Origin of the sequence: Rhodococcus sp. DMF-1 (assembly GCF_021441945.1) — a bacterium.
Classification (GTDB): Bacteria; Actinomycetota; Actinomycetes; order Mycobacteriales; family Mycobacteriaceae; genus Rhodococcus; species Rhodococcus ruber.
In genome coordinates this window covers 5,234,890-5,255,884 of sequence record NZ_CP090442.1, presented here as the reverse complement: position 1 = coordinate 5,255,884, position 20,995 = coordinate 5,234,890, and the positions used below count along the sequence as shown (strand labels likewise).

The 20,995-nt window shown below is 70.6% G+C and carries 14 protein-coding genes; 6 read left to right on the top strand and 8 right to left on the bottom strand.

The window, feature by feature from the left end; translation table 11 throughout:
* Positions 1-18: 18 nt before the first annotated feature.
* Together kstR and otsB are read left to right on the top strand one after the other, a co-directional pair.
* Positions 19-681, top strand: a complete 663-nt coding sequence (gene kstR / locus LZP97_RS24100) for a cholesterol catabolism transcriptional regulator KstR (RefSeq protein WP_003935941.1) — start codon at positions 19-21, stop codon at positions 679-681.
* 94 nt (positions 682-775) lie between these two features.
* The gene (otsB, locus tag LZP97_RS24095) at positions 776-3,370 is read left to right on the top strand and encodes a trehalose-phosphatase (RefSeq protein ID WP_010594550.1); all 2,595 of its coding nucleotides are present in this window, start codon (positions 776-778) and stop codon (positions 3,368-3,370) included.
* Here the strand turns inward: otsB and LZP97_RS24090 are convergent.
* The gene (locus LZP97_RS24090) at positions 3,358-4,467 is read right to left on the bottom strand and encodes a LacI family DNA-binding transcriptional regulator (RefSeq protein WP_010594551.1); all 1,110 of its coding nucleotides are present in this window, start codon (positions 4,465-4,467) and stop codon (positions 3,358-3,360) included. The genes otsB and LZP97_RS24090 overlap by 13 nt on opposite strands.
* A gap of 155 nt (positions 4,468-4,622) precedes the next feature.
* On the opposite strand from LZP97_RS24090, the gene LZP97_RS24085 reads away from it, so the two are divergent.
* From LZP97_RS24085 to LZP97_RS24070, 4 genes are all read left to right on the top strand, one after another.
* On the top strand, positions 4,623-5,714 hold the full coding sequence (locus LZP97_RS24085; RefSeq protein WP_372471583.1) for a metal ABC transporter solute-binding protein, Zn/Mn family: 1,092 nt from the start codon (positions 4,623-4,625) through the stop codon (positions 5,712-5,714).
* A gap of 135 nt (positions 5,715-5,849) precedes the next feature.
* Positions 5,850-6,662: a metal ABC transporter ATP-binding protein gene (locus tag LZP97_RS24080; protein ID WP_051009383.1), complete on the top strand. Its 813-nt coding sequence runs from the start codon at positions 5,850-5,852 to the stop codon at positions 6,660-6,662.
* Positions 6,659-7,573, top strand: coding sequence for a metal ABC transporter permease (locus LZP97_RS24075; protein WP_010594554.1), 915 nt, complete (start codon positions 6,659-6,661; stop codon positions 7,571-7,573). The genes LZP97_RS24080 and LZP97_RS24075 overlap by 4 nt, the downstream gene beginning before the upstream one ends.
* Positions 7,574-7,619: 46 nt before the next feature.
* Positions 7,620-11,255 carry a hydantoinase B/oxoprolinase family protein gene (locus LZP97_RS24070; RefSeq protein ID WP_152693029.1) on the top strand — a complete coding sequence of 1,212 codons (3,636 nt, stop codon included), beginning with the start codon at positions 7,620-7,622 and terminating at the stop codon, positions 11,253-11,255.
* Here LZP97_RS24070 and LZP97_RS24065 read toward each other — a convergent pair.
* The 7 genes from LZP97_RS24065 to LZP97_RS24035 all read right to left on the bottom strand — a co-directional run bounded on the left by LZP97_RS24065 (position 11,243) and on the right by LZP97_RS24035 (position 20,995).
* Positions 11,243-12,508 carry an MFS transporter gene (locus LZP97_RS24065; protein WP_017680943.1) on the bottom strand — a complete coding sequence of 422 codons (1,266 nt, stop codon included), beginning with the start codon at positions 12,506-12,508 and terminating at the stop codon, positions 11,243-11,245. The two genes, LZP97_RS24070 and LZP97_RS24065, sit on opposite strands and share 13 nt — an antisense overlap.
* A gap of 167 nt (positions 12,509-12,675) precedes the next feature.
* A complete protein-coding gene (locus tag LZP97_RS24060; RefSeq protein WP_082061330.1) occupies positions 12,676-14,088 on the bottom strand; it encodes a DHA2 family efflux MFS transporter permease subunit in 1,413 nt (470 codons plus the stop codon).
* 49 nt (positions 14,089-14,137) lie between these two features.
* On the bottom strand, positions 14,138-15,664 hold the full coding sequence (locus LZP97_RS24055) for a flavin-containing monooxygenase (RefSeq protein WP_048773395.1): 1,527 nt from the start codon (positions 15,662-15,664) through the stop codon (positions 14,138-14,140).
* The gene (locus LZP97_RS24050) at positions 15,661-16,506 is read right to left on the bottom strand and encodes an SDR family NAD(P)-dependent oxidoreductase (protein WP_017680946.1); all 846 of its coding nucleotides are present in this window, start codon (positions 16,504-16,506) and stop codon (positions 15,661-15,663) included. Before LZP97_RS24050 ends, LZP97_RS24055 begins: the two co-directional genes overlap by 4 nt.
* Positions 16,503-17,855, bottom strand: coding sequence for a cytochrome P450 (locus LZP97_RS24045; RefSeq protein WP_048773397.1), 1,353 nt, complete (start codon positions 17,853-17,855; stop codon positions 16,503-16,505). Before LZP97_RS24045 ends, LZP97_RS24050 begins: the two co-directional genes overlap by 4 nt.
* Entirely contained in the window at positions 17,852-19,195 is a 1,344-nt protein-coding gene (locus LZP97_RS24040; RefSeq protein ID WP_010594561.1) for a cation:proton antiporter, read from the bottom strand. Before LZP97_RS24040 ends, LZP97_RS24045 begins: the two co-directional genes overlap by 4 nt.
* 9 nt (positions 19,196-19,204) lie before the next feature.
* On the bottom strand, positions 19,205-20,995 hold the full coding sequence (locus LZP97_RS24035; protein ID WP_174557580.1) for an NAD(P)/FAD-dependent oxidoreductase: 1,791 nt from the start codon (positions 20,993-20,995) through the stop codon (positions 19,205-19,207).

The window sequence follows — 20,995 nt, the reverse complement described above, 5'->3', positions numbered from 1 at the left end:
GCAGAGGAAGACATCTCGATGACGACATCGTCCCGCTCGCGTTCCACCGGCAGCGGAACTCTCACCGCCCTCACCGAGGACGACCTCAGTTCCAACGCCCAGAAGGAACGCCGCAAGCGGATACTCGACGCCACCCTGGCGCTCGCGTCCAAGGGCGGGTACGAGGCCGTGCAGATGCGCTCCGTCGCCGAGAAGGCCGACGTGGCAGTCGGCACCCTGTACCGGTACTTCCCGTCGAAGGTGCATCTGCTCGTCTCCGCCCTCGGTCGCGAGTTCGCACGCATCGAAGGCAAGGGCAAGATCCCGCCCGGTCACACCCCGCTCGAGCGGATGCAGCTGATCCTGAGCCTGATCACCAAGGCCATGCAGCGCGACCCGCTGCTCACCGAAGCCATGACCCGGGCGTTCATGTTCGCCGACGCCTCCGCCGCCGCCGAGGTCGATCAGGTCGGCCTGCTCATGGACCGGCTGTTCGCCCGCGCGATGAACGAGGGCGAGCCCACCGAAGAGGAGCTCGCGATCGCCCGGGTGATCAGCGACGTGTGGTTGTCGAACCTCGTGGCGTGGCTGACGCGGCGTTCGTCCGCGACGGACGTCGCGCGGCGGCTGGAGCTGACCGTCGAGCTGCTGCTCGGCGACGGCTCGCACCGGCCGGCCTCGATTCCGGTCCAGGAAGGCTGACCTGCGCCGCGAGTCGCGCAACTGTAACGGGAAACACGTCCCGAACCGGACATGGGAGACGACGCCGGCGGCCCGATCACCTACCTTTGAGTGAGTGAGCGCCCAAGACCTCCCGATCGACCTGCGCCGCGCCCTCGTCGCGCTGGCGCGGACCCCGCGACTCCTCGTGGCCTCCGACTACGACGGAACCGTCGCGCCGATCGTCTCGGATCCGGACAAGGCGTTCCCGAACGCCGAGTCGGTCCGCGCTCTGCGCGCGCTCGCCGGTCTGCCGTCCACGGCCGCCGCCGTGATCTCCGGCCGGGCCCTGAAGGATCTCGCCGCCCTGTCCCGCCTGCCCGCCGAGGTGCAGCTCGTCGGTAGCCACGGCTCCGAGTTCGACATCGGCTTCGTGCACGCCATCGACAGCGATGCCCGGCAGCTGCTGCGCGACATCGTCGCCGAGCTCGAAGTGATCGCCGCCCGCTACGAGGGTGTGCACGTCGAGTCGAAGCCGGCGAGTGCTGCGCTGCACGTGCGCAACGCCGACCCGGGGGATGCCGAGCAGGCACTGTCGCTGGTCCGCGGCGATCTCGCCCGGCACCCGGGGGTGCAGGTCACCGAGGGCAAGGCCGTGATCGAGCTGGCGGTCGTGCCCACCGACAAGGGCCACGCGCTGGACATCATCCGCCATCAGGAGTCGGCGAGCGCCGCGGTCTTCTTCGGCGACGACGTGACGGACGAGAAGGCCTTCGCGTCCCTCCACGGCCCGGACGTGGGGGTCAAGGTCGGCGACGGCGAGACCGCCGCGCAATACCGGATCGGCACGGTCGAGGATGTCGCGGCCGCGCTGGCGTTCCTGCTCGAGCAGCGCCGCACATGGCTCTCGGGGGCGGCGGCCTGCCCGATCGAGCGGCTGACGATGCTCGCGAGCCCGCGTGCGAAGGCCCTGCTGACCCCGGACGGCACGGTGACGTGGCTGTGCCATCCCGAGCCGGACTCCGCCGCCGTGTTCGCGCACCTGCTCGGCGGCGAACCCGCCGGGCACTTCACCATCGGGCCGAGCCGTGAGGCCCTGCCCCTGAGCCAGCGCTACATCGACGGCACCATGACCGTGGTGACCCGCTGGGCGAGCCTCGCGGTGATCGACTACCTTCCGCACGACGTCGAGCCGGGCCGCACCGACCTGACCCGCGTCATCACCGGCAAGGCCCGGGCGGTGGTGACGTTCGCCCCGCGCCCCGAGTTCGGCCAGGGCCAGGTCGGGCTCGAGCCCGTGGCGGACGGCCTGCGGGTACTGGGCTTCAACGAGCCGTACGTGCTGCGCTCCCCCGGCGTCGAGTGGAACATCACCACCGACGGCGCCCATCAGACCGCGCACGCCGTCGTCGACCCGTCGGACGGCGACATCATCCTCGAATTCCGTTGCGGCACAGACGACATCGGCCCACACCCCGTCGCGGAGGTGCAGCGGCGCGCATCCGCGGAGGAGTACTGGTGGAAGTGGGCGGCGGGCCTGGACCTGCCGCCGCTCAAGCGGGACCTGATGAAGCGGTCGGCACTGACCCTGCGCGGCCTCGTGCACGCGCCGACGGGCTCCATCATGGCGGCCGCGACCACGTCGCTGCCCGAGGAGATCGGCGGCGTCCGCAACTGGGACTACCGCTACTGCTGGCTGCGCGATGCCGCGCTGACCGCGCATGCCCTGGTGAGCGTGGGGTCGCTCGCCGAGGCGGACGCCTACCTGGACTGGGTGCACCGTGTGCTCGACACCGTTCCGGGCCCCGAGCGCCTGCACCCGCTGTACACGCTGGCGGGTGGTGCCCTGCCGCCCGAGGCAGTCATCGACACGCTGCCCGGCTACGCGGGCTCCCGGCCCGTGCGGGTCGGCAACGCCGCGAGCCAGCAGGTCCAGCTCGACGTGTTCGGTCCGATCGTGGACCTGATCTCGGCGCTGGCACACCGCCGGGAGGAACGCGGCGTCCCGCACGACCGGGCCCTCACCGACCGGGACTGGGAACTGGTGTGCGCCATGGTCACCGCCGTGGAGTGCCGCTGGTTCGAGCCCGACCACGGCATCTGGGAGATCCGCGACAACCCGCGCCACCACGTCTACTCGAAGGTCATGGGCTGGCTGACCGTGGACCGCGCGCTGACACTGGCCGAGAATTTCGGGCGCACCGCCGGCGACGGCTGGGCCGGCCTGCGCGCGGAGATCGCGGAGGAGGTGCTGGAGAAGGGCTGGAACGAGGACGTCTGCTCCTACACCGCGGCCTACGACGGCACCGACCTCGACGCGGCGACGCTGTTCATCGGCCTGTCCGGGCTCATCGACCCCGAGGACCCGCGATTCCACGCGACGGTCGTCGCCACGGAGGCGGAACTGCGCAGCGGGTCGACGGTGTACCGCTACCTGCACGACGACGGCCTTCCCGGCACCGAGGGCGGCTTCCACCTGTGCGCGGCGTGGCTGGTGGAGGCATACCTCCTCGTGGGTGCCCGTCCGCAGGCGGAGGCGCTGTTCGCGCAGCTCGTCGACGCGGCAGGCCCCACGGGCCTGCTCAGCGAGGAGTACGACCCCGTGGCCGAGCGGTCACTCGGCAACCACCCCCAGGCGTACAGCCACCTCGGGCTGCTGCGGTGCGCGCAGCTGCTGGCGGCACCGGCGGAGGCGGACCGGACGCTGTCGGCCGTCGATCACTCGGCGTAGATCGACGTCTCGTCGTGCACGCCGGTGGTCTGGCCGATGAGCAGTTCCGTCGGGAGCGTCTCCACCGTCGCGACCCCGGAGTGTGACGGTGCGGCCATGAGCAGGGCGCCGGTGCGCCTGCCCTTCTCCTCCTGAGGCTGGCGCACGGTGGTCACGCCCTCGCGCAGGGCTTCGCCGATCCCGTCGAAGCCGGTGATCGACAACTGTCCGGGCACCTCGAGACCGGCGCTGCGCGCCCACGCCAGCGCGCCGAGCGCGAGAACGTCGGTGGTGCACATCAGGGCGGTGATCGTCGGGTCCGCCGCCAGCGCCTGCGCGGCACCGGAGGCGCCGTCCTCCGCGGTGTGCGCATAGCGTTCGACGACGGTGAGGCTCGCGGGGTCGAGCCCGGCCGCCCGCAGGGCTTCCTGCACGCCGATGATCCGCTCGTGCTGGACGTGGAAGCGGTCGGACTCGAAGCGGGCGGGATCGACGACGCCGTCGCGGCGGTCACGGCCGAGACGCATGCACAGCACCCCGATCCGGTGGTGGCCGAGACCGATGAGGTGCTCGGCGAGCCCACGCATCGCGCCGCGGTCGTCGATGCCGACCAGCGGCGCGCTCGCGATGCCGCGGGGTTGGTCACACACCACCAGGGGCAGGTTCCGCTCGAGGACGGCCGCGAGATACGGGTCGTCGGACGGCACCGAGTAGACGACGAAGCCGTCGACCGCGGCGCCGTGCACGACCTGGGCCGCCTCCTCCTCGTCGCGGCCCGGCCCGGCGGGGATGAGCAGCAGTCCCTCGCCGGCAGCCTCGCAGGACTCGGACAGGCCGGACAGGAAACTCATCGCGGCCGGATCCCGGAACGAGTAGCTCAGCGCTTCGGTGAGCAGCACGCCCACCGCCCCGGCCCGGCGGGTACGCAGCGAACGGGCCATCGGGTCCGGGCCGGCGTAGCCCCGGCGCTTGGCGACCTCGAGGATCTGCTCGCGAAGCTCGGCGGACAGCTGGTCCGGCCGGTTGTAGGCGTTGGAGACGGTGGTGCGGGAGATCTTCAGCTCGGCAGCGATCGACGCCAGGGTGGCCTGGGGACGCGGCTGACGAGACCTGGGCATGAACGGACGGTATCGGGTCGGCGCCGCGGCGACGAATCGGGCCGGATGGGCGCGGACCCGGACATCCGCTAAAGTGGAACGGTAACGGTTTCCAATAAGGTGGAACCGCGCCCCTCCCGGCCGTCCGGCCGAACGTGATCACAGGAGATGGAACAGTGCGACTGCCCCGCCGAATGCGCGCCGCCACCGCGACCGTGGGCTTGACCTGCGCCGCCGCGCTCACCCTCGCCGCGTGCGGCAGCGACTCGGGCGGCAGCGGCTCGGGCGGCAGCGACTCCGGCGAGATCCGCATCGTCGCCTCCACCAACGTGTGGGGCTCGGTCGCGCAGGCCGTCGCCGGGGACCGCGCCCAGGTGCAGTCGCTGATCACCGAGCCGTCCGCCGACCCGCACTCGTACGAGGCCAGCCCCGCCGACGCGGCCGCGATCAGCGACGCGTCCCTCGTCGTCTACAACGGCGGCGGCTACGACCAGTTCGTCGACGACATCCTCGACTCGACCGGAGCCGGCGCCGCCACGGTCGACGCCATGGCCCTGTTCGAGTCCGGCACCGGCAGCGACCTCGACGACGGTCACGACCACTCGGCGGGCAGCCACTCGGCGGGCAGCGCACCGGAAGACGGGACCCACGAGGGCGAGACCCATGCGACCGAGGAACGCGAGGCCGAGTCCCATGCCGCCGAGGAAGGCGACGCCCACGCCGGTCACGACCACAGCGGCATCAACGAGCACGTCTGGTACGACCTGGCCGCCGCCGACGCCGTCGCCCATGCCGTCGCCGACCGCCTCGCCGAGCTCGATCCGGCCGGGGCCGACACCTACCGCGCCAACGCCGACGCGTTCCACTCGCAGCTGCACGAGGTCACCGACGTGACCGCCGCGATCGCCGCCGCACACGCGAACACCCCCGTCGCGCAGACCGAATCCATCGGCTACTACCTCGTCACGTCCGCGAAGCTCGAGGACCGCACCCCCGCCGACTTCACGAACGCGATCGAGAACGGCACCGACCCGTCGCCCGCCGCGATCGCCGCGACCCGCCAGCTGCTCCTCGACAAGCAGGTCGACGTCCTGGTCCACAACCCCCAGACCGAGGACAAGGTCAGCCGCGACATGCGGGCGACCGCGGAGTCCGCGGGCATCCCCGTCGTCGAAGTCACGGAGACCCTGCCCGAGGGTGTGGACTACATTCAGTGGCAGAAGCAGACGGCCGAGGCGCTCGCCGCCGCCCTCGACGCCGCCCGCTGACCCTTCGAGCAGGGCAAGGACATCACTTCCGTGACCACACCGGCCGACGTCACCCCGGGCGGCACCGCCGCGGCACCAGGCGCGCCTGCGACGACCCCCGGACACAGCGCCGCCGTCGAACTCCGCGGCGCGCGCATGGCCTTCGGCGACCGCGTCCTGTGGCGGGATCTCGACCTCACCGTCGAGCCCGGCGAGTTCGTCGCAGTGCTCGGCCCCAACGGCGCGGGCAAGTCCACGCTGCTGAAGGTCCTGCTCGGTCAGCTCCCCCTCAGCGGCGGCACCGCCACGATCGCCGGCGTGCCCGCGCGCACGGGCAACTCGCACGTCGGCTACGTGCCGCAACAGAAGTCGCTCGACGAAGGTGTGCCGCTGCGCGGACGCGACCTCGTCGGACTCGGCGTCGACGGCCACCGTTGGGGCACCGGCCTGCGCTACTGGAAGACCCGCCGGGGCGCCGTCGACGCCGCGATCCGGCAGGTCGGCGCCGAGGCCTACGCGAACGCCCCGATCGGCTCCCTCTCCGGTGGCGAACAGCAGCGGCTGCGCATCGCGCAGGCACTCGTCGGCGACCCCCGGGTCATGCTCTGCGACGAACCGCTGCTCAGCCTGGACCTGGCCAACCAGCACCTCGTGTCGTCCCTCATCGACCGTCGCCGCCGCGAACACGGCACCGCCGTACTGTTCGTCACCCACGAGATCAACCCGATTCTGCCGCTGGTCGACCGCGTGCTGTATCTCGTCGACGGGCAGTTCCGCATCGGCACCCCGGCCGAGGTCATGACCTCCGAGGTGCTCTCCGAGCTGTACCGGACCGACGTCGAAGTCCTCGAGATCCGCGGCCGTCTCGTCGTCGTCGGCACCGGCGACGCCATCGACGCGCTCGGCAGCGCCGGCGGACTGCGCCCCGGGGAGGGCGTCCACCACGACCATCACGAGGATCAGCATTGAGCAGCAAGTTCACCGACGCGATGGGCCGGATGTTCGACGTGCAGGCCACCGTCGACCTGCTCCAGTACGACTTCGTGCAGCAGGCGCTGCTCGCCGGCGCGATCCTCGGCCTGCTCGCCGGCGTGATCGGACCCCTGGTGATCAGCCGGCAGATGGCGTTCTCCGTGCACGGCACCTCCGAACTCTCCCTCACCGGTGCCGCCGCGGCCCTGATCGTCGGCGTCTCCGTCGGGCTCGGTGCCGTGGCCGGTGCTGTGGTGGCGGCCGTCCTCTTCGGCGTCCTCGGCACCCGAGCCCGCGAACGCGACTCGGTCATCGGTGTCGTCATGGCGTTCGGGCTCGGGCTGGCCGTGCTGCTGCTGTGGGCCTACGACGGCCGCACCGGCGCCGCGTTCTCCCTCCTCACCGGCCAGATCGTCGCGCCGGGCGGCACCGGCATCGCGTTGCTCGCCGCGTGCGCCGTCGGCGTCATCGGCACCATGCTGGTCATCTACCGGCCGCTGCTGTTCGCCAGCACCGACCCCGAGGTCGCCGCGGCACGTGGAGTGCCGGTGCGGGCGCTGTCCATCGTCTTCGCCGTCCTGGTCGGAATCACCGCCGCCCTGGGCGTGCAGATCGTCGGGGCGCTGCTGGTGATGGCGCTGCTCATCACCCCGGCCGCCGCAGCCGCCCGCGTGGCGAGCGGCCCGCTGGCCGCGACGGTGCTGTCCGTGCTCTTCGCGGAGGTCTCCGCGGTCGGTGGCATCCTGCTCGCCCTCGCCCCCGGGGTTCCGGTCTCGGCGTTCATCACCGCCATCGCATTCGTCATCTACCTGGCGTGCCGCGGGATCGGCGCGGCCCGCACCCGACGCGGCATCGGACGCGGGGAGGTCGCGCCGGCCCCGGAGACGGCCGGCGCCGTCACCGCCTGAGTCCCGCGGTCCCGTCCGTCCCGTCCGCGGTGACTAACCTGCTGGCATGGCGACAGCGGAGCAGACGAGCGGACGAGACCGGGCACCCGGGCGCTGGGAGTTCTGGGTGGACCGCGGCGGCACCTTCACCGATGTGGTCGCCCGCCGGCCCGACGGCACCCTGGTGACCCACAAGCTGCTGTCGGAGAACCCGTCCCGATACCGGGACGCGGCCGTGGCCGGGATCCGGGAACTGCTCGGGGTACCGGCCGGCGACCCCGTCACCCCCGGCCTCGTCGAGCAGGTGCGCATGGGCACCACCGTCGCGACGAACGCGCTGCTCGAGCGCACGGGCGACCGGACCGTGCTGGTGATCACCTCAGGTTTCCGAGACGCGCTGCGCATCGGCTACCAGAACCGGCCGCGGATCTTCGACCGCAACATCGTGCTGCCCGAGCTGCTCTACGAGCGGGTGATCGAGGTCGACGAACGCATCCGAGCCGACGGCACGGTGCTGCGGGCCCCGGACCTGGACCGGCTCGAGCGCGATCTGAGGCAGGTGCGCGACGACGGGATCGACTCCGTCGCCGTGGTGTGCATGCACAGCCACCTGTACCCGCAGCACGAGCACGCCGTCGGCGACCTCGCCGAGCGCCTCGGCTTCGGCCAGATCTCCCTGTCCGCGGACGCGAGCCCGCTGATGAAGCTCGTGCCACGCGGCGACACCACCGTCGTCGACGCGTACCTGTCCCCCGTGCTCCGCCACTACGTCGATCGCGTGGCCGACCAGCTGCCGGGTGTCCGGCTGATGTTCATGCAGTCCAACGGCGGGCTCACCGAGGCGATGCACTTCCGCGGCAAGGACGCGATCCTCTCCGGGCCGGCGGGAGGCATCGTCGGCATGAGCCGGATGTCGGCCCTGGCCGGGTTCGACAAGGTGATCGGGTTCGACATGGGTGGCACGTCGACGGACGTGTCGCACTTCGCCGGCGAATACGAGCGCGTCTTCCACACCGTCGTCGCCGGGGTGCGGTTGCGGGCCCCCATGATGGACATCCACACCGTGGCCGCCGGCGGAGGATCGATTCTGCACTTCGACGGCAGCCGGTACCGGGTGGGGCCCGACTCCGCCGGCGCCGACCCCGGTCCGGCCTGCTACCGGGGCGGCGGCCCCCTCACCGTCACCGACGCCAACGTCATGCTCGGGCGCGTGCAGCCCGCCCACTTCCCGCACGTGTTCGGTCCCGGCGGCGACGAACCGCTGGACGAGCAGACGGTGCGGGCCCGGTTCACCGCGCTGGCGGCCGAGATCCGGGAGGCGACCGGCGACGACCGCAGCCCCGAGGAGGTCGCCGCGGGCTTCCTGCAGATCGCGGTCGCGAACATGGCCAACGCCGTCAAGCGCATCTCGGTGCAGAAGGGCCACGACGTCACCGAGTACGCCTTGACGACCTTCGGCGGGGCCGGCGGACAGCACGCCTGCGCAGTCGCCGACGCGCTCGGCATCCGGACCGTCCTCGTGCCGCCGCTGGCCGGTGTCCTGTCCGCGCTGGGTATGGGTCTCGCGGACACCACCGCGATGCGCGAGCAGTCCGTCGTCGTCGAACTGGACGACGAGGCGATGCCCCGGCTGCGCGACGTCGCCGCCGAACTCGAGGCCGCGGCGCGCACGGAACTGCTCGACGAGGACGTGCCCACCGAGCGCATCGACGTGACCGTCCGGGCACACCTGCGCTACGACGGCACCGACACCTCCGTGCCCGTCGCGCTCGCCGACCCGGCGACGATGACCGCGGAGTTCGAGGCCGTGCACCGGCGCACCTACTCGTTCCTCATGGACCGGCCGCTGATCGTCGATGCCGTCGCGGTCGAGGCCGTCGGGGCCACACGCCGGCCCGATCTGTCCGGGCTCGGTCGCGCCGACAGCGACGCGACCGGGTCCACCCGCCCGTCCCCCGACACCGTCCGGATGTTCGTCGACGGGTCGTGGCGCGAGGCACCGCTGTACCGTCGCGAGCACCTGGCCCCCGGCGACTCCGTGGCCGGCCCGGCCATCGTCGCGGAGGACAACTCGACCACCGTCGTCGAGGCCGGCTGGGAGGCGGCGATGTCGGAACAGGGCCATCTCGTGCTGGCCCGGGTGCGCGCCCACGACGACGCGGAGGTAGGCACCCATGCCGATCCGGTCATGCTCGAGATCTTCAACAACCTGTTCATGTCGATCGCCGAGCAGATGGGCACGACTCTCGAGTCCACCGCGCAGTCCGTGAACATCAAGGAGCGTCTGGACTTCTCGTGCGCGCTGTTCGATCCGGACGGAAACCTGATCGCGAACGCGCCGCACATCCCCGTCCATCTCGGCTCGATGGGCACGAGCGTGCAGGAAGTGGTGCGCCGCCGGCACGGGTCGATGAAACCCGGTGACGTGTACGCGGTCAACGACCCGTACCACGGCGGTACCCACCTGCCGGACGTCACGGTGATCACGCCCGTGTTCGACGGGTCCGGCGAGCACATCCTCTTCTTCGTCGCCTCCCGCGGTCACCACGCCGAAATAGGCGGAACCACACCGGGTTCCATGCCCGCCGCCAGCCGCGACATCCGCGAGGAGGGCATCCTGTTCGACAACTGGCTGCTCGTCGAGAACGGAGCCTTCCGGGAGGCCGAGACCCGTGCGCTGCTCAGCGGCGGCCCGTACCCGTCCCGGAACCCCGACACCAACCTCGCGGACCTGCGCGCCCAGGTCGCGGCCAACGCGCGCGGCGTGGTCGAGGTGGGCCGGATGATCGACCACTTCGGTCTCGACGTCGTCGAGGCCTACATGCGGCACGTGCAGGACAACGCCGAGGAGGAAGTGCGCCGTGTCGTCGACCGTCTCCACGACGGCGAGTACCGCTACGAGATGGACTCCGGTGCGGTGATCGCGGTCCGGATCACCGTCGACCGGCAGGCACGCTCGGCGACGATCGACTTCACCGGCACGTCACCGCAACTCGCATCGAACTTCAACGCGCCCTCCTCGGTCGCGCGGGCCGCGACGCTGTACGTCTTCCGCACGCTCGTCGCCGACGACATCCCCCTCAACGACGGTTGTCTGCGTCCGCTGCACATCGTCGTCCCCGACGGGTCGATGCTCGCCCCCGAATTCCCCGCCGCGGTCGTCGCCGGCAACGTCGAGACGTCGCAGGCCGTCACCGGCGCGCTCTACGCGGCGCTGCGGGTGCAGGCCGAGGGTGCCGGGACCATGAACAACGTCACCTTCGGCAACGAGCGGTACCAGTACTACGAGACGCTCGGCTCCGGGTCGGGTGCGGGCGAGGGCTTCGACGGGACGTCGGTGGTGCAGACACACATGACCAACTCGCGTCTGACCGATCCCGAGGTACTGGAGTGGCGCCTGCCGGTGTTGCTGGAGGCGTTCACGATTCGTCACGGCAGCGGTGGCGGCGGCCGGTGGCGCGGCGGCGACGGCGCCGTGCGACGGCTCCGGTTCCTCGAGCCGATGACCGTCAGCACGCTGTCCGGACACCGGCGCGTGCCGCCGTACGGGATGGCCGGTGGCGAGCCGGGCGCCCTGGGCGGCAACCGCATCGAACGCGCCGAAGGCACCGTCACCCGCATGGCCGGCTGCGACTCCGTCGAGGTCGGGGCCGGTGACGTGCTCGTGGTCGAGACCCCGGGCGGTGGCGGCTACGGACGATAGGACGAACGGGACTCCGGGACGGGATCGAGTTCCCGCAGGACGGGCAGCGCGAAGCACACCGCCGCGACACCGACCATCGGCAGGGCCAGCGCGAAGAACGTCGTGCGCACACCCGTCGCGTCGATCAGGGGCCCGGCGATCAGGATCCCGGCCGGGCCCGCCGCGTACGCGGTCGAGGTCATCACACCGACGACGCGGCCCCGCATGTGCTCCGGGCTGCGGGTCTGCATGGCCCAGTTCGCGATCGGCCCCACCGGACCGTACGCCAGGCCGATGAGGATGCCCAGCAGCACGAGGACCCCCAGCGGCGGCAGGAACGCCATGCCGATCGTCGCCGCACCCAGCACCGTGACCGCGACGAGCATCAGGGTGCGGCGCCGCAGACGCGACGCGAAGGCGCCGTAAGCCAGGGCACCCACCAGACCACCGACACTCAGCGACATCATCACCCAGCCGAGCCGGGCCGGCGCGTCCATCCCGGTGAAGTAGGTCGGAAGCAGCACCGACTCGATCGGCAGGAACAACGCCACGACGATCATGTCGACCAGTGCGAGCGTGCGCAGCAACCGGTCTCGCCACACGAACCGCAGCCCCTCGAGGGTGCCGGCCCACAGCGAAGCCGGGCGGGTGGACCGGTCGGGCCGGCCGGCGTGCTCGAGCCGGAGGAAGGCGACGGTGACGAGGGAGAGCACGAAGCACGCCGACGTCACCCACAGGGTGTTCTCGGGGCCGACGGCGGCGATGAGGACGCCGCCGACACCCGGGCCGATCAGGTAGGCGAGGTTGTAGTTCGCCTCGTAGAGGCTGTTGGCGCGGTCCAGTGACCACCCTGCGGCGCGGGTCGCCGCCGGCAGCATCGATTCGCGCGCCGAGATGCCCGCCGGGTCGAAGACGGCGCCGAGGGCCGCGAGCGCGGCCAGCAGGGGCACCGAGAGTCCGACGGTCGCGGCGAGGACCGGGATGGCCGCGACCGACAGCGCCGAGAGCGCATCGGAGACCAGGGCGGTGCGCCGGCGCCCGAACCGGTCGACGACGGTCCCGGTGAGCAGGCTCGCCAGCAGCAGCGGCACGGTGGCTGCACCCGCGACGATCGCCGCGTCGGTGGCCCGGCCGGTCTGTTCGAGCACCAGCCACGGCAGTGCGACGACCACGATGCCGTTGCCGGTGGCGGACAGCAGGGTGGCGACGCCGAGCAGGGTCAGGGGCGCGAAGCGGCGGGTGGTCAGGTCGAGGGCGGTCACGTCGATCGGCATTCACTCGGAGGCGGGGGTGCCGCGACGCTAGCAGGAGCCCGGGGATCGGCACGAGCGATTTTCGGGCGGGGGCGCCGTCCCGAACCGAGCCGCGACGGGAGCCGCGGCATCGAGGATCCGATGCCGCGGCGCACGACGCGACCGGCGGGTCCGCCGCCGGGCTGCCGCTACCGGAGCGCCTCGGCGGACGCTCGGCGCGACCTCATCCCCATCGCGGTGGCGGCACTCGCGAGCGCGACCACTGCGATCGCCCACCATGCGTACGTGAACACCGCCAGCGTCTCGGCGTCGGCGGAACCGAACTCGCCGAGAATGGCGACCAGCATGGACACGCCCAGCACGTACCCCATCTGACGGCTGGTGTTGACCACCGCACTGCCCGTGGACACTCGTGCGGGCGGCAGATCGACCGTGGCCTTGGCCAGGAGGTTGGGCAGCGAGAACCCGACGCCCACACCGACGAGGAGCCAGCCCGGCAGCACCTGCGTGGCGTAGTTCACCTCCTCGGTGGCGCTGACGGCCAGCATGATCACGCCCACGCCGACGAGCACGTTGCCGATCGCAACGAGGGTGGACGGCGCGAGACGATTCGACAGGCGCTGGCTCACCGCCGCGAAGATCGGCACCATCAGCGGGCTGGGTGCCACCGCCAGACCCGTGACCAGGGCGCTGTAGTGCGCACCCGTCTGCAGGCGGAGGATCACGCTCAGCAGTACCGCGCCGAAGGCCGTGCAGAACAGCAGGGCGGTGACGTTCGACCAGAAGAAGGACCGCACCCGCAGCAGCGCGGGATCCACGACCGGCGCCGGGTGCCGTCGCATCCGGACGGCCACTGCGGCGAGCCCGACGACGGCGACCGCGAAGGCAGTCAGGGTGCCGGTTCCCGACCAGCCCCACTCCTGCCCCTTCACCAGCGCGAGGGCGAGCGAGCCCAGGGCCACCGCGAGCACCGCCGCGCCGAGGACGTCGGGAATCCGCGTCACGGTGGCGTCCTTCGTCTCGGGCAGCAGCACGACGGCCCCCACCACCGCCGCGATGCCGACCGGCACGTTGATCAGGAACACCCACTGCCAGGACACCTTCACGAGCGCCCCGCCGATCACCGGCCCGACCGCCGCGGCCAGGGAGGTCGACGTGGCCCAGATCTTCACCGCAGTGGCGCGCCGCTCGGGCGGCAGTGCCGTCAGCAGCAGACCCAGGCTCGTGGGAGTCAGGGCCGCCGCCCCGACCGCCTGCAGGACCCGGAATCCGACGAGCCACCAGAGCGTCGGACCGAGCGCGCACGCCAGACTCGCGACCGTGAACACCACGAGCCCGACGACGAACCCCGCTCTGCGACCGTAGCGGTCGGCCAGCCGGCCGGCCGGAATGAGCAGGGCCGCATACACAATGGTGTACGCATTCAGGACCCAGCTCAGGTCCGCCAGGGACGATCCGGGATACCCCTCCCCGATCGCGGCGAAGGCGACGCTGACGACGAACACGTCGAGCATCGCCATGAACGCCGCCGAGCACAGTACGAGCAACATGAGATTGGACCGGTCCCGAACCGGGGCGTCACCCGTCTGCTCGCCGACCATCGTCCGACTTGATTCGACCATGGCCCGACTCTAAACGGCTGACTATGGTCTACACAAGTCTGGTCCGGCCGGACGACGAAACATTCTGTCCCAGACCGTCTTCGCGTCGACGAGATGCTCCCGTGGACCCGAACGGCACGAGTGACCCCCGCAGCGACGTGCGCCGAAGGGTGAGAGCGTCGCGCACATAGTTCCTGGCCCGCCAGGGATCTCGATCTCCGTGACGCGGAAACCGATCGACCGACCGGCAGATGTACCCCGACGACAGGTCCAGGAAGGGACGCGCCGCCAGCGTCTCCTCCCGGCGCGGCACCACCGGCACCTGCCCGTTGCGGTCGATATGGCTCAGCACCCTGCACATCACGCGTGCGTTGAGATCCGCGCGCAACGTCCACGACGCATTCGCATATCCGATCCCCGCCGCGAAATTCGGCACCCCGGTCACCATCGTGCCCTGCCAGAGGAACTCGTCGGACATCGTCACCGGCCGGCCGTCCACGACGAAGTCGATGCCGCCGAACACCTGCATCTGCAATCCGGTTGCGGTGACGACGATATCGGCTTCGAGGACACGCCCCGACCGCAGACGAATCCCCGCGGGGACGAACCGGTCGACGTGGTCGGTCACCATCGTGACCGTGCCGTGCCGGATCGCGGTGAACAAATCCTCGTCCACGACGGCACACAGCCGCTGATCCCACGGCGCATAGGTGGGGGTGAAGTGCTCGGCGACGGTGTCCCGATCCCGCAGGGAGCGGGTGACCAGACGGGTCAGCAGCGACCGTGCGGCCCGCGGATACCGTCGACAGAACCAGTACAGCGAGCCGGTGAAGGCGATGTTCTTCGCACGCACCAACCGATGGGCTGCGAGCGGCGGCAGCACCGCCCGCGCCCAGTCCGCAGCGATGTCCCGGCGCGGCAGCGGGAACACCCACGTCGGTGAGCGCTGCAGCATCGTCACGTGCTCGGCGCGCTCCGCCATCGACGGCGCCAAGGTGATGGCCGTGGCTCCGCTCCCGATGATCACGACGCGTCGGCCCGTGTAGTCCAGTTCCCCGGGCCAGAACTGCGGATGGACCACCGTTCCGGTGAACGACTCGATGCCCTCGAAATCGGGGGTGTACGCGCGTTCGTAGTCGTAGTACCCGGCACAGGCGTAGAGGAACGCACACGTCACGGTGCGGCGGGCCGTCTCGTCCGGGCCGACCCGCTGTTCGACGGTGAGACTCCACCGCGAGCGGGCCGAATCCCACGACGCCTCGACGACACGGCTGTTGTACCGGATCCTGCCGGCGATGCCGCCCTCCGCCGCGGCCTCCTCGAGATAGTCCAGAATCGCCTGCCGGCCGGCGATCGCGTCCGCGCCGCGCCACGGCTTGAACGGGTAACTCAGGGTGAACATGTCGGAGTCGGATCGGACCCCCGGATAGGTGAACAGACTCCAGGTGCCACCGAGGCACGCGCGTGCCTCGAAGATCGCGAACGTCTTGTCCGGAAGTTCCCGCCCGAGACGACAGGCGGCGCCGATACCGGACAGCCCGGCCCCCACGATGACGACATCGAAGTGCTCGGTCATTTCCGGTTCCGATCCGCTGCGACGGTGAACGGATTGGTCACGGCCAGTACCCGCTGATACCCCGCTCCGGTCACCCGCTGAAACATGTCGAGCCCCTTCGCCTCCCAGCCGATCACCACGCGCGCCCTGCGACGTCGCACCCCGGCGACGATGGCCCGGGCCGCCATCTCCGGTGAATGGAACGCCAGCCGCCGATCGAAGATCTCCGCGACCGACGCCGCGTCGATCCCCCGAGCCGTCGTCGCGTTGCGTGCCACCGCAGTCCTGATCCCACCCGGATGCACGCACGTGACCCGGACCGGAAGCCGTTCGGCGATCATCTCCTGGCGCAGCGCTTCGGTGAACCCTCGGACGGCGAACTTCGCCGAGTTGTACGCGCTCTGCCCGCCCAGCGAGAGCAAGCCGAAAAGGCTCGAGATGTTGACGACGTGACCGTCGCCCGACGCGACGAGGTGCGGCAGGAACGCCTTCGTCCCGTGTACGACGCCCCAGTAGTCCACCGCCAGGACGCGTTCCATGTCGGCGAAGTCCGACTCCAGGACACTGCCGAAGTAGGCGATGCCCGCGTTGTTGTACACCTGGTGCACGATGCCGAACTCCGCCACCACCTCCTCGGCGTACCGCGAGACGGCGTCTCGATCGGACACGTCGAGAAGTGCCGTCGACACGTAGGCACCGTGGGATTCGCATCGGCGCGCAGTCTCGGCCAGAGTGCTGCCGTCGATGTCGGAGAGAGCGAGTCGCGCACCCCGACCGGCCAGGTTCTCCGCGAGTGCGCGGCCGATTCCGGACCCGGCACCGGTGACCACACAGGTCTTTCCCGTGAACACGGTCGGGCTCACGGCGTCACCGCCTTCGTGGTGCGTCGCCGGGCCACTACGCGAGCTCCCCGCGACGGAACGGTCGTGATGTTGCGTGCCTTCTGCTTCTCCGGACGCCGGCCGGGCGGGCTGAGATCGTAGGCGCGCAACACCTCCCGCAGGACGACCGTCATCTCCATGGCCGCGAACGCGGCACCCGGACACCGGCGTGCACCGCCGCCGAACGGAATCCAGGTGTTCGCCGCGGGCTGGACGCCCAGGAACCGCTCCGGCCGGAACTCGCCCGGTGATTCGTGATGCTCGGGGTCGGCGTGAACGATGCCGATCGCGGGGAGCACGGTGATGCCCGCGGGCAACCGGTATCCGCCCAGTTCCACGGGTGCGGTGAGCTGGCGGGCCACATCCTGGATCACCGGCTTGAGGCGCAGCGCCTCCTTGGCCACCGCGCCGAGATACTCGTCGTCCCCCGCGTCCGCCGCCTTCTGCGCGTCTGCCAGTACGCCGGGGTTGCGGACCAGTTCGTGGAAGGCCCATGCCAGCCCCGTGGCCGTGGTGTCGTGACCGGCCAGGAGAATGGAGATGAGCTGATCCCGCAGTTCTGCATCGCCGAGCCCACCGTCTGCGTCGTCCACCGCGGCCTGCACCAGCCGGGAGAGCACGTCGGTTCGGTCGTGCAGGTCGCCCGCGAACCGACGTTCGGAGATCTCGGCGTAGACGATCTCGTCGAATCTGCGCTGATGCTTCCAGTGCGTGCTCCAGGGCCGGATCCGCGCAAGCTTCGGGCTGTGCAGTCCCATCAACGTGATCGGGTCGATCTCCGTGATGTGCCGGATCGCGGGTCGCAACTCGGCGAGGCGGTCGGGCGCGGTGACACCCAGCACGACGGTGAGGATGACCTCCAGCATGAGGTCCTGCAGCCGCTCCAATGTGGCGAAGGGGCGGCCCACGGGCCAGTGCGCGACCTCGTGCCGGACCAGCGTGGTCACGTCGTCGCGGTAGCCCTGCAGCGCCCGAGCACTGAACGCGGGCGTGAGCAGCCGCCGGACCCGCTTGTGCCGGTCCTCGTCGGTGACCAGCACGGCGTGCTCGCCCATGACCGGGCGCATGATGGCGTTGCCCTCGCCGGCATGGTAGATCTCGGGGCTGCCGGCGAAGACCGTCCGGATGTCCTCCTGCCGTCCGAGCACCACCATGGGCCGGTACGGCGCGGTGGGCTTGATCAGGAAGGTGTCGCCGTAGCGCCGCGTGAGCACGGGATAGATGCGATGCCGCGCCAGCGTGAACAGCAGGGTCTGGACCACGGCGGGCAACCTCGGGCCGGGCGGCAGCGATGTCGGGGGATGCGAGGTTTCGGATCGGGACAGGGTCATCGTGGTTCCTCGAGTGAGACGGTGCCGGCCCCGGACCGGGACTCGGCGGGTCGCGCGCCGGGTTCCTCCGCGGCAGCGCGGTCGGAGCGGCCGACGGCGCGGCGCAGGATGGGCGGGGCCATGACGGACGTGACGACGGCGACCAGGACCAGGGCCGTGTATGCCTCGGTGCCGAGCACCCCCAGGCTCAGGCCGACGGTGGCGATGATCACCTCCACCACACCGCGTGCGTTCATCCCGGCCCCCAGGGCGATACATTCCGCGCGGTCGAGACCGCTGAGTCTGCCGCCGACGAACGCACCGGCAAACTTCCCGGCGACGGCCACGACGAGGAGCCCGGTCGTCGCCAGCAGGACACCGGGCCGGAGCAGACCGGACAGGTCCATCCGGAGCCCCGCGGTGGCGAAGAACAGCGGGGCGAGGACCGACATGACAACCGCATGCAGGGGTGCGAGGACCGGCGCGCGCACGCCGCCGGAGCCGATGAGGACGCCGGCGACGAACGCGCCCAGGATCGGCTCCAGTCCCATGGCGTGCGTGGCCGCCGCACCGCCGAGGACGAGGATCACCGTCGTACTCACCATCGCAGTCGAATCGCGTGACGCCTCGGCGTGGCGCACCGCGCGGCGCACGAGCATCCTGCCGATCGTCGCGGCGAAGAGCACGACACCGGCGAGACATCCGACCGGCTCCAGCACGTCCGATACCCCCAGTGCCCCGGCCGTCACCAACGCGGACACCAGCGAGAGCAGGAACCAGGCGATGACGTCGTCGATCACCGCTGCGGACAGGACGAGCTGCCCGATCCTGCGGTCGGTCAGCCCGAGTTCCATGAGCACCTTGGCGATGACCGGGACTGCGGTCACGCAGATTGCCACCCCGACGAACATCGCGAAGATGGCCGGGCTCGTGCCCTCCGGGCGCATGGGGGGCGGCGCGATCGCACCGATGCCGACACCGAGTGCGAGGGGGATCAGCAGGCCGGCAAGGCTGATCTTGGCTGCCGGGCCGGCCAGTCGTCGCAGACGCCCGACGTCCACGTGCATTCCCGCCAGACCGACGAGCAGCAGTACGCCGAACTGGCCGACGGCGTCGAGAAGGTGGACCTGCCCGCCCTCCGCAGGGAACAGCCACCCCCACACGCCGGGAGCAACGTGCGCCAGGACGGACGGACCGAGCAGCACTCCGGCCAGCAATTCCCCGGCAAGCGCGGGCAGGCCGAGCCTGACCGCCAGGCCGCCGAGGACCCGCGCACCCAGCAACAGCACGGTGACCTGCACCAGGAACACCAGCAACCAGTGCGCCGGCAGCGGCGCGGTGAGGTCGAGTGCCAATGTCATCGGAGTCGCCTAGTCGAGTCCGCCGACCCGACGCCAGTCCCGGTTGCGATACGACACCATGTCGCGGGCCACCTGCATGCTCAGCCCGCTGCCGTGGCGCAGCTCCGACAGATACAACTTGCCCGCTTCCTTCGCCACTCCGGCGAATCCGTTGGTGAAGTAGGTTCCGCGGATGTGGGGCGGACTGGCGTACTTGCCCCACAACAGAAGCCGGGTCATGTCCCACAGCGTGAACTCACCCGTGGGCAGACGATTGTCCGGGTCGAGCGCTCGCCAACCGGTCCAGCGCGCGGACGGAACCAGCTCGCTCTCCTTCAGCGCGACGTGGATGCGATGGCCGGCCTCGGTCGCGTCGATCTCCTTGTCGCGGTATGCCTGCATCGCCGCGCACGCCGCATCGAACATCGCAGCGAACCGCGGATTGTCGACGGCCTGCAGCCCGCGGTAGGGCGGTTGCTCCAACCGGTCGAACACCGCCTTGTCCCTGGTCTTCTCGTACTCCATGACGGTCTGCATCTGCGCGTTGGCGCCGTACATGGTGGCCAGGCACCACACCCGGTGCCATGCATTCCACAGGTCGAAGTGGTCCCAGGAGGTGTACGAGAAGCTGACGAGATCGTCGTAGTACCGGAACGACCGCTTCGTCCAGGTCTGGACGTACTCGAACCGCTCCACCGAGAAGTCGTCCTCCCGGACGGCGGAGATCAGACGGTGACCGAGTGCGTTCAGGATCATCATGGTGACCGCGAGACCGCTGGAGAACAGCGGATCGATGAAGTCGGAGGCATGCGGGAGCAGGACCCAGCGATCGCCGACGATCTGCTTCGATGCGAACTGGCTCCGGTTCGAGGACGTGTACGGCCGCACCGCCCTGGCCGCCCGCATCTGCCGCTGGATCGTGGGAAAGCGATCGACGTGCGCCCAGAACTCCTCCTCCGGCGTCTCGCCGTCTCGTTTCGGGTACACGTCGATATCGAGATTGATTCCGACACTGCACAGTTGACTGGTGGTGCCCACGTGGTTGTCGAAGGGGATCACCCACGCCCAGCCGCCCTCGAACAGGTGGTGCAGCGTTCCCTGGGAGAACGGGCTCGGCATCAGGTGCTGCTTGCGCGGCGGGGCCACGCGGTCGAACGGTTCGACACCCACGAAGTGGTTGAAGATCGTGCGGGACCGGGTCCGGTACGGCGGGTCGATGCGCAGATCGAGCTGCTCGCCCAGCAGACTGCGCATGCCTCCCGCGTCCACCACGAAGCCGGCCCGGAAGTCACCGCTCGACGCGGTCCGGATGGTCGCCCCGTCGGAGTCGAAGTCGACCGCGGTGACCGGTGTGTAGGTCAGACCCGTCGCACCGTACGACAGCGCGACCTGGAACATGTAGGCGTCGACGTCCTGCCGGAAGAAGTGCGAATCCGGGCCGATGGGCGGGCTCCACGTCGGATGCTGTGTGCATTCCTCGGCCGCGAACGGCTCTCCTTCGCGGTGGTACGCGAATCCGAAATTGCGTTTCACACCGGATGCGGCACTGACCTTCCGGCGAAGTGTGTTGTGCCCGGCCAGGTATCCCAGCTCCGGGACGTCGTAGCGACGCGCCAGCACCCGCAGCCCGACGATCGTCTCCGGCACGGTCGATTCCCCGATCGCGAAGCGTGGGTGTCCGCCGGCTTCGATCATCACGACCCGGACGCCGTTGCGGGCGAGGATCGCCGCGAGCGCGGTTCCGCCGATGCCGCCACCGATGATGGCGACGTCGAAGGTGCGGGTGTCGTCGGCCACCTCGGGTCTACTGATTTCCAGCAT